Genomic DNA, 9,264 nt, shown 5'->3' with positions numbered 1-9,264 from the left:
TTATACGGTTGGCTCTCAAAAAGAAGTGCCGGGTGTCCGCCAATATGTGGCTGTAGACGGAGGCATGAACGACAATATTCGTCCTGCGCTTTACCAAGCTAAATATGAAGCTGCGGCAGCCAACAGGATCGGAGAAGCGCATGACAAAACGGTATCAATTGCCGGAAAGTGCTGTGAAAGCGGAGATATGCTGATTTGGGATATTGACTTGCCGGAAGTAAAAGAAGGCGATCTTCTTGCCGTTTTTTGTACAGGCGCTTATGGATACAGCATGGCCAACAATTATAACCGTATTCCGAGACCCGCCGTTGTATTTGTCGAAAACGGTGAGGCTCATTTAGTCGTGAAGCGAGAAACATACGAAGATATTGTAAAACTTGATCTGCCATTTAAAACGGGTGTAAAGCAATAAAAGAAAGCGCCGATTTTTCGGCGCTTTTCTTATTTGAATATAGATACAATCGCATTCCAGATAGATACGAAGAAATCAATGACTTTCTGGATGAAGTTTTTGCCTTCATCTGATTCTATGAATTTCGTAATCTTATCTTTCGCTTTATCAAGCTGGTCACTGACTTGTCCCCAGTCAATGTCAGCATTTTTCATCTTATTGAATAGGGAGACAAGCTGATTCTTTTGGCTGTCAGTAAGTGTGACGTTTAAATCAGAAGCTGCGTCGTCCACTTGTTTTTCGATGTCAGCTTTATTATCAGGCACCCCGTTTTTAGCAAACTCTTCTTTGATTTTTGCAATCAGGGCTGATGCATTTTCGTTACCGATTTTGTCTCCAAGCTCTGATGTCGTGACAAGCTCTTGGTTGGCGACTTGTTTAACATCCTCCGAGATCGCTTCGTCTGAAGAAACTTCATACGCCTTAATCAATCCAGTTAAAGCCGCAGTCCCGGATACTTCAAACGGTGCTGTAACATACACCTTCGCATCTTTCACACCGGCTGTCATCAGTGCATTCAGGTACATTTCATCTGTGATGCCGCTGATATTATGGGTCTCAACATTCAATCCGGAGCCTTTTTTGGCAATGGTGATTGACGAAGAAGAAATCGCTCTCGATCCGATTTGCGCGTTTGATATATATTTTCCTAAATATTCATGTTCTTCTTTATTGGTCACGGTTACCGTTGTGGCATTATCAGGGACATTCATTTCATCAAGCACTTTTTGTTTGTCGGATTCTGACAAATCAGCACCCAGTGTTACAATGACATCTCCAACTGCGGCATCCGCGAGACTGACCTTCGGAACCGTCAGCAGCAAAACGGCCGCTGCCAGCATTCCAATCCAAATTTTCTTCAAAGCAGTTTGACCTCCTTCAATTTCACAAGCAGCTGGATAGTGCTGCTTTGTGAGGACCTGAATCATGAAAAATACAGTTCCGTTAGGTTAGACGGAGATAAAGAGATTCAGGTTTCATTTTTATTTTTTAGTAAAGCCCGGGAGATTCGTTTTCCCCCGAAAGGTGTGGTATAATAGCCGCGACAAGGAGAGACAGGCTATAACCTATCATACATAATCTCCTTTGAAAATTAAAATAAAGAAAGTAGGCATACAATTGAAAACAGGTTACTTTTTATTAGAAGACGGGAACAAAATTGAATTTGAACTTTATCCTGAAGCTGCACCTGGAACTGTTGCAAACTTTGAAAAGCTTGCAAACGAAGGCTTTTATGACGGGCTTACATTCCACCGAGTGATCCCTGGCTTCGTGAGCCAAGGCGGATGCCCGCACGGAACTGGTACTGGCGGCCCAGGATACACAATCAAATGTGAAACAGAAGGAAACCCGCATACACATGAGGCGGGCGCACTTTCTATGGCACATGCCGGAAAAGACACTGGCGGCAGCCAATTTTTCATCGTTCATGAGCCACAGCCTCATTTGAACGGTGTTCACACTGTATTTGGTAAAGTAACAAGCGGATTAGAATTCGCGAAAAACATGTCTAATGGCGACGTCATGAAAGAAGTTCGTGTAGAAGGCTAATCGGCAGGCAAAAGGCTTCCTCTTAGAGAGGAAGCTTTTTTTATTGGCCAAAAATGTTCAATAAAAAACCGCCGAATGCTGATGGCGGTTGGCAAAACCAGGTGTTTAGTTAGTGACCCCCGTGTATTGAATACATTAAAAAGTTTTGGTGACGTTCTGATCAGTAAATTGATGATTAATCATTTTAGCCTTGCTTACAAAGTTATTTTCAAAGACAATTCCTGTGTTTAAACCTCCGGAGCCAAACACAGATTTGGACAAAGTTAAAGGCCTGATCATAAAAGCGCCGCCTACGTTAATTACGCTGTTCCCGGAAACGTTGTTTATATTAATAGGATAATCAATCATACTATCAAGTCTCCTTTCATATCATTCTATTTTTTATATGTATTAGTGCTAGAGTTGATAAGCGTAAACTTAATGGCAAAAATATTTAGGAGATGCCTGTTCGTTGGTATTTTGTGGTAAAATAAATCAAATAAACGTGATGTAATGAAAAGGAGATCGCGATATGGACAACAAAGGCTGTAGAAAATGCGGCAGTACTGAAGCAGGACAAAAAGAAATAGCCACAACCGGCACGGGATTATCAAAGCTGTTTGACGTGCAGCATAACCGATTTCTAGTGGTTTACTGTAAGAACTGCGGATATTCAGAGTTTTATAATAAAGAGTCTTCAACTGCTGGGAATATATTCGATTTATTTTTTGGAGGCTGATCCATGTTTTCGAGCTTGAATGATTTTAAACCTATTATGAAAGCAAAAAATGGGGTGCGGTTATCACCTGCGAAATAGGTTGCCGCCAACATTCCAGTAACCTTCATGACGTGAATTGTTTTGTCAAGTGCCATGGGTATCATGTACTGGGAGATCAATGGAATGCAGTAAATGAACAAACTGTTCCTAACCTCATACCTTATATACGATCTAAAGATTTAGCATATGAGAACTCTCTTTCTTCTGAGTCCATCGCTTCTGAATTATGCGATTCATTTCTTTCAATATTTGCAGGCTTAGTTATGATCGATAAGAAAAAATAGGCATGATGTGGGTAGAAGATGAAGATTAACAGTTTGTAAAATCACTTCAATGGTCCTAATGGGATTTTTTTTCGATTCGTGATAACATAAATTGAAGACCGTTGTTTATTGGAGGAAATCAGTTGAAATCAGAAAATGTTTCGAAGAAAAAATCAATATTAGAATGGGCAAAAGCAATTGTGATTGCTGTCGTTCTTGCTTTGCTCATCCGCAACTTTATTTTTGCGCCGTATGTCGTTGACGGTGAATCCATGGAACCTACACTTCACGATCGTGAAAGGGTCTTTGTCAATATGACAGTCAAATACATCGGCGAGTTTGATAGAGGAGACATCGTCGTGTTAAACGGAGATGATGTTCACTATGTCAAACGTATTATCGGCCTTCCCGGCGATACGGTTGAGATGAAAAATGACCAGCTCTATATCAACGGGAAAAAGGTGGACGAACCTTATTTGGCAGCTAATAAAAAGATAGCGAAACAGGACGGTAAACCTTTGACCGATGATTTCGGCCCGGTTAAAGTGCCTGATAACAAGTATTTTGTGATGGGTGACAATCGTCGGAATTCCATGGACAGCCGTAACGGACTTGGCCTCTTCACGAAAAAACAAATTGCGGGTACGTCAAAGTTTGTTTTCTACCCGTTTAACGAAATGCGCAAAACAAATTAGGATCAAGCAGTTTCCCATTGGGGCTGCTTTTTTTATATCTTTTTTACGGTCATCCCCTAAAAACAGAACATAAATTCGTATATCTATAGAAAAGAAATTTTTGCAGAAATGTGAAACATATTCCCGTTATGCATCGTTATATTAATAATTTACGAGAATTTACGGTTTTTTATTCATGAAAAAAAGGAATAACTCATATGAATGAATAGATTCATATTGGCTGGAGGTTTAGAAATGGGAAGAATAAAAACCAAGATTACCATTCTGTTAGTGCTTTTGCTTTTACTTGCAGGCGGTTATATGTACATAAATGATGTTGAGCTGAAGGATGTTCCGACAGCAATTGGACAAACCTTGTCCTCGGAAGAAGAGGAATACACCATCCAGGAATATAAAGTGACGAAAATTGACGGCTCAGAGTATCATGGAGTAGCAGAAAACGGAACGAAAATCATCTTCAACGGAAAAAAATTAAATCAGGATTTATCTGATATAAAAGAAGGTGACAAGATTAAGGCATACTTCAGCAAATCAAAGCGGATCGACGGATTAATCAAGGTTGCAAAAGTGAATGATTAACAAAACATCACCTTTCGGATCGAAGGGTGATGTTTTGTTTTTCTCAAATTGTAAGTTTATTTCATTGCGTACTTTAAAAAGGATCGCTATAATAGCCAATAAGGACAAATGAATAAAGATTGTATCCTTCGGGGCAGGGTGGAAATCCCGACCGGCGGTAGTAAAGCACATTTGCTTTAGAGCCCGTGACCCGTGTGCATAAGCACGCGGTGGATTCAGTTTAAGCTGAAGCCGACAGTGAAAGTCTGGATGGGAGAAGGATGATGAACCGCTATGCAAATGGTTCAAAAATGCATAGTGTTATTTCCTATTGCGTAAAATACCTAAAGCCCCGAATTTTTTATAAATTCGGGGCTTTTTTGACGGTAAATAACAAAAGAGGGGAGGGAAACAAATGGAAGAGTATTATATGAAGCTGGCGTTAGATCTTGCGAAGCAGGGCGAAGGACAGACCGAATCCAATCCGCTCGTCGGCGCTGTTGTCGTAAAGGACGGACAAATTGTCGGAATGGGCGCCCATTTAAAATATGGTGAAGCTCATGCAGAAGTTCATGCCATCCATATGGCTGGAGCACATGCAGAGGGTGCCGATATTTACGTTACACTCGAACCGTGCAGCCATTACGGAAAAACACCGCCATGTGCAGAATTGATTATCAACTCTGGCATCAAAAGAGTGTTCGTAGCGATGAGAGATCCTAATCCGCTTGTGGCTGGAAGAGGGATCAGCATGATGAAAGAAGCCGGCATTGAGGTAAGGGAAGGCATCCTGGCAGACCAGGCGGAGAGGCTGAATGAAAAATTTCTGCACTTTATGAGGACAGGCCTTCCGTACGTCACGCTAAAAGCGGCTGCCAGCCTTGACGGTAAGATAGCTACCAGCAAGGGTGACAGCAAATGGATCACGTCAGAGGCTGCAAGACAGGATGCTCAGCAATACAGGAAAACACACCAAAGCATTTTAGTCGGAGTTGGCACAGTGAAAGCCGACAATCCGAGCTTAACCTGCAGACTGCCGAATGTAACAAAACAGCCGGTTCGGGTCATACTTGATACCGTACTCTCGATTCCTGAGGACGCTAAAGTGATTTGCGATCAAATAGCGCCGACATGGATTTTTACGACGGCACGCGCAGACGAGGAAAAGAAAAAACGGCTTTCAGCTTTCGGAGTGAACATATTTACACTTGAAACCGAGCGCATTCAAATTCCCGATGTTTTGAAGATCCTAGCGGAAGAAGGCATCATGTCGGTGTATGTGGAAGGCGGTTCAGCTGTTCACGGAAGCTTTGTCAAAGAAGGCTGTTTTCAAGAAATCATCTTCTATTTTGCCCCTAAACTAATCGGAGGAACGCATGCTCCCAGCTTAATCTCCGGTGAAGGTTTTCAATCAATGAAAGATGTCCCCTTATTACAATTCACTGATATAACCCAAATCGGCCGTGATATCAGACTGACGGCAAAACCGACAAAGGAATAGGATGGTGACCATGTTTACAGGAATTATCGAAGAAACAGGCACAATCGAATCCATGAAAAAAGCAGGGCATTCAATGGCCTTAACAATTAAATGCTCAAAGATTTTAGAGGATGTTCATCTTGGCGACAGCATTGCAGTGAACGGCATTTGTCTGACTGTCACTGATTTTACAAAAAATCAATTCACAGTGGATGTTATGCCTGAAACAGTCAAAGCTACGTCACTGAATGATTTAACAAAAGGAAGCAAAGTAAATCTGGAAAGAGCAATGGCGGCAAACGGCCGTTTCGGAGGCCATTTCGTCTCAGGCCATGTCGACGGAACTGCGGAAATCACACGAATTGAAGAGAAAAGCAACGCAGTTTACTATGATTTAAAAATGGACCCGTCATTAACAAAAACATTGGTTTTAAAGGGATCAATTACTGTGGATGGCGTGAGCTTAACCATATTCGGCCTGACAGAAGACACAGTGACGATCTCCTTAATACCGCATACAATCAGCGAAACGATCTTTTCAGAAAAAACGATCGGCTCTAAAGTGAATATCGAATGCGATATGATCGGAAAATATATGTATCGATTTTTGCATAAAGCCAATGAAAATAAGACCCAACAAACCATTACAAAAGCCTTCTTAAGCGAAAACGGCTTTTAGAGAGGAAGATTTGCATGTTTCATCCGATAGAAGAAGCACTGGACGCTTTAAAAAAAGGCGAAGTCATCATCGTTGTAGATGATGAAGACAGAGAAAATGAAGGAGACTTTGTGGCTCTTGCCGAGCATGCAACGCCGGAAGTCATTAACTTTATGGCGACACATGGGAGAGGACTGATCTGCACGCCGCTCAGTGAGGAAATCGCAGACAGGCTTGATCTTCACCCTATGGTGGAGCATAATACAGATTCTCACCATACTGCATTTACCGTAAGCATAGACCATCGTGAAACGAAAACAGGTATCAGCGCTCAAGAAAGATCTTTTACCGTTCAAGCATTGCTGGACAGCACATCCGTGCCATCTGATTTTCAGCGTCCGGGGCACATTTTTCCGCTGATTGCGAAAAAAGGAGGTGTCCTGAAAAGAGCGGGCCATACAGAAGCTGCTGTTGATCTTGCTGAAGCCTGCGGATCTCCAGGAGCCGGCGTCATTTGTGAAATTATGAATGAAGACGGAACGATGGCGAGAGTGCCTGAGCTCATTGAAATTGCGAAAAAGCATCAATTAAAAATGATCACCATTAAGGATTTGATTCAATACCGTTACAATCTGACAACACTCGTCGAGCGTGAAGTTGACATTACGCTGCCTACTGATTTTGGGACATTTAAGGTTTATGGATACACAAATGAGGTAGATGGAAAAGAGCATGTCGCATTTGTGATGGGAGATGTGCCGTTCGGAGAAGAACCGGTATTGGTCCGGGTGCATTCAGAATGTCTCACAGGTGACGTGTTTGGCTCTCATCGCTGTGATTGTGGACCGCAGCTGCACGCCGCGCTGAACCAAATTGCCGCAGAAGGCCGTGGAGTGCTTCTGTACTTGCGCCAAGAAGGACGAGGCATCGGTTTAATCAATAAATTAAAAGCTTATAAGCTTCAGGAACAAGGTTATGACACCGTAGAAGCCAATGAGGCGCTTGGATTCTTGCCGGATCTTCGCAACTATGGCATCGGAGCACAAATTTTACGCGACCTCGGTGTCCGGAATATGAAGCTTTTGACGAATAATCCGCGAAAAATCGCAGGCCTTGAAGGCTACGGACTCAGTATTTCAGAAAGAGTGCCGCTTCAAATGGAGGCGAAAGAACACAATAAAAAATATTTGCAAACCAAAATGAACAAGCTAGGTCATTTACTTCATTTCTAATCACAAATATCACAAAAAAGGATGGGAATCATATGAATATCATACAAGGAAATTTAGTTGGTACAGGTCTTAAAATCGGAATCGTAGTAGGAAGATTTAATGATTTTATTACGAGCAAGCTGCTGAGCGGAGCAGAAGATGCGCTGCTCAGACATGGCGTAGACACAAATGATATTGATGTGGCTTGGGTTCCAGGTGCATTTGAAATACCGTTTGCTGCGAAAAAAATGGCGGAAACAAAAAAATATGATGCTATTATCACATTGGGCACTGTCATCAGAGGCGCGACGACACATTACGATTATGTCTGCAATGAAGCTGCAAAAGGCATCGCGCAAGCAGCAAACACTACTGGTGTACCTGTCATCTTTGGAATTGTAACAACTGAAAACATCGAACAGGCTATCGAGCGTGCCGGCACAAAAGCGGGCAACAAAGGTGTAGATTGTGCTGTTTCTGCCATTGAAATGGCAAATTTAAACCGCTCATTTGAATAATTTGCTGAAAACAGTTTAAAAATATGGCGAAAATGATATAATGTGAGAAAACGGATCACCTATTCGTATCCGTTAATAGCAGACTGGACATTTTGGATATAGAGGGGTTTTTATGTTAATTCGTTATAAAAAATCGTTTGAAAAGATTGCGATGGGGCTTCTTTCGTTTATGCCGAATGAAAAAGACCTTAAGCAGCTTCAGCAGACAATTAAGGACTACGAAACGGATACAGACCGCCAGCTCTTTCTTTGGAAAGAGGACGAGGATATCGTCGGAGCAATCGGAGTCGAAAAAAAGGATTCTGAGGTTGAGATCCGGCATATCAGTGTGAATCCTTCTCATCGCCATCAAGGAATCGGAAAACAGATGATGGATGCTTTAAAGCATTTATTCAAAACGCAAGTACTGGTTCCAAATGAATTAACGCAGAGCTTTTTCGAACGTTGTCAAGGTCAGCAGGATCAAGACATTTCATACAATAATTAAGCAGAGGCTGTCATCAGCCTCTGCTTTTTTTTCTGCGTTCTATTTCTTTTTCACGTTCACGGATGACGTCAGTCCGATCCCGCAAACGGTGTTTGTCGATAAGAAATATGTTCCTGAGTGCACTGGGCTGCCCCCATGTATACTTTTTTTTCTTGCATTCGATCCTGCATGCTTCCTCCAGTTTCTCATCTTTGATTGGCAGCATAATGCTTTTATAGGCAGAGCCCGTCTCGATTTGTTCGTAAACCGATTGCATAAGTTCGAGCAAACGGCCATGATCAAGCCCTAAGTCTTCGACTGCCCGGTGTTCTGCTTGAAGAATCCGGATGCTGTTCGCCATCAGTCTTTTTGCCCCGGCTGTATTCTGCCTTCTGTGATGATATAAAGCCACTGCAAGCTGAATAAAGCCCACCCAATAGCGTTTTCGTTTCTTTGGCGGATCTTCCTTCCAATATTCTTCTAATATTTCATGGCATTCAAAATAATCCCGTGTCGCGTGAAACTCAACGAGATAATCTATATAAGCTTTCGGATACAAGGTGTTTCCTCCTTTAATGTGCTTTTAGTGTACCATAGAAGGGATAAAAGGAAAAAAGAACGCTCGGCCTCTATTGCTTTTTAGAAAGGAAAACCAG

General features: G+C 42.1%; 13 protein-coding genes, 1 pseudogene and 1 riboswitch. Of the genes and pseudogenes, 10 read left to right on the top strand and 4 right to left on the bottom strand.

Annotated features, from left to right (window positions below; all coding sequences use genetic code 11):
- Positions 1–412: pseudogene (locus FB592_RS20060) on the top strand (diaminopimelate decarboxylase); the annotation flags it as partial.
- Between the two features lie 29 nt (positions 413–441).
- Here FB592_RS20060 and FB592_RS20055 read toward each other — a convergent pair.
- Complete coding sequence (locus FB592_RS20055; RefSeq protein WP_021479957.1) at positions 442–1,314, bottom strand: DUF1002 domain-containing protein; 873 nt, start codon at positions 1,312–1,314, stop codon at positions 442–444.
- Positions 1,315–1,570: 256 nt separating this feature from the next.
- Here FB592_RS20055 and FB592_RS20045 point away from each other — a divergent pair, with 256 nt between their 5' ends.
- The gene (locus FB592_RS20045; RefSeq protein WP_003223931.1) at positions 1,571–2,002 is read left to right on the top strand and encodes a peptidylprolyl isomerase; all 432 of its coding nucleotides are present in this window, start codon (positions 1,571–1,573) and stop codon (positions 2,000–2,002) included.
- A gap of 135 nt (positions 2,003–2,137) precedes the next feature.
- Here the strand turns inward: FB592_RS20045 and FB592_RS20040 are convergent, their stop codons facing one another.
- A complete protein-coding gene (locus FB592_RS20040; protein ID WP_003230479.1) occupies positions 2,138–2,350 on the bottom strand; it encodes a spore germination protein in 213 nt (70 codons plus the stop codon).
- 163 nt (positions 2,351–2,513) lie between these two features.
- On the opposite strand from FB592_RS20040, the gene FB592_RS20035 reads away from it, so the two are divergent.
- The gene (locus FB592_RS20035; protein WP_021481576.1) at positions 2,514–2,720 is read left to right on the top strand and encodes a zinc ribbon domain-containing protein; all 207 of its coding nucleotides are present in this window, start codon (positions 2,514–2,516) and stop codon (positions 2,718–2,720) included.
- On the opposite strand, the gene FB592_RS20030 is transcribed toward FB592_RS20035, so the two are convergent.
- Entirely contained in the window at positions 2,663–2,899 is a 237-nt protein-coding gene (locus FB592_RS20030) for a hypothetical protein (protein ID WP_141950060.1), read from the bottom strand. The genes FB592_RS20035 and FB592_RS20030 overlap by 58 nt on opposite strands.
- A 266-nt stretch (positions 2,900–3,165) precedes the next feature.
- Here FB592_RS20030 and sipS point away from each other — a divergent pair, with 266 nt between their 5' ends.
- The 7 genes from sipS (at position 3,166) to ribT (ending at position 8,629) form a co-directional block, all read left to right on the top strand.
- Complete coding sequence (gene sipS, locus FB592_RS20025; RefSeq protein ID WP_033885389.1) at positions 3,166–3,717, top strand: signal peptidase I sipS; 552 nt, start codon at positions 3,166–3,168, stop codon at positions 3,715–3,717.
- 234 nt (positions 3,718–3,951) lie between these two features.
- Positions 3,952–4,296: a hypothetical protein gene (locus tag FB592_RS20020; RefSeq protein WP_003230488.1), complete on the top strand. Its 345-nt coding sequence runs from the start codon at positions 3,952–3,954 to the stop codon at positions 4,294–4,296.
- Between the two features lie 120 nt (positions 4,297–4,416).
- A riboswitch (FMN riboswitch) is annotated at positions 4,417–4,561 on the top strand.
- A 129-nt stretch (positions 4,562–4,690) separates the two neighbouring features.
- On the top strand, positions 4,691–5,776 hold the full coding sequence (gene ribD, locus FB592_RS20015) for a bifunctional diaminohydroxyphosphoribosylaminopyrimidine deaminase/5-amino-6-(5-phosphoribosylamino)uracil reductase RibD (protein ID WP_141950058.1): 1,086 nt from the start codon (positions 4,691–4,693) through the stop codon (positions 5,774–5,776).
- Positions 5,777–5,786: 10 nt separating this feature from the next.
- Positions 5,787–6,434 (top strand): riboflavin synthase subunit alpha, encoded by a 648-nt coding sequence (ribE, locus tag FB592_RS20010; RefSeq protein ID WP_014480161.1) that lies wholly within the window; start codon positions 5,787–5,789, stop codon positions 6,432–6,434.
- A 14-nt stretch (positions 6,435–6,448) separates the two neighbouring features.
- The gene (locus FB592_RS20005; protein WP_032726065.1) at positions 6,449–7,645 is read left to right on the top strand and encodes a bifunctional 3,4-dihydroxy-2-butanone-4-phosphate synthase/GTP cyclohydrolase II; all 1,197 of its coding nucleotides are present in this window, start codon (positions 6,449–6,451) and stop codon (positions 7,643–7,645) included.
- Positions 7,646–7,677: 32 nt separating this feature from the next.
- Positions 7,678–8,142: a 6,7-dimethyl-8-ribityllumazine synthase gene (gene ribH / locus FB592_RS20000; protein WP_003223915.1), complete on the top strand. Its 465-nt coding sequence runs from the start codon at positions 7,678–7,680 to the stop codon at positions 8,140–8,142.
- A gap of 112 nt (positions 8,143–8,254) precedes the next feature.
- Positions 8,255–8,629: a GNAT family N-acetyltransferase RibT gene (ribT, locus tag FB592_RS19995; RefSeq protein ID WP_003223910.1), complete on the top strand. Its 375-nt coding sequence runs from the start codon at positions 8,255–8,257 to the stop codon at positions 8,627–8,629.
- Between the two features lie 13 nt (positions 8,630–8,642).
- On the opposite strand, the gene FB592_RS19990 is transcribed toward ribT, so the two are convergent.
- A complete protein-coding gene (locus FB592_RS19990; RefSeq protein WP_085187743.1) occupies positions 8,643–9,167 on the bottom strand; it encodes a DUF309 domain-containing protein in 525 nt (174 codons plus the stop codon).
- Between the last annotated feature and the right edge of the window lie 97 nt (positions 9,168–9,264).

The sequence above is a fragment of the Bacillus sp. SJZ110 genome, from assembly GCF_006715455.1.
GTDB lineage: Bacteria > Bacillota > Bacilli > Bacillales > Bacillaceae > Bacillus > Bacillus subtilis.
Note: the sequence above shows the minus strand (reverse complement) of the source record. Positions and strands in the feature narration are given on the sequence as shown.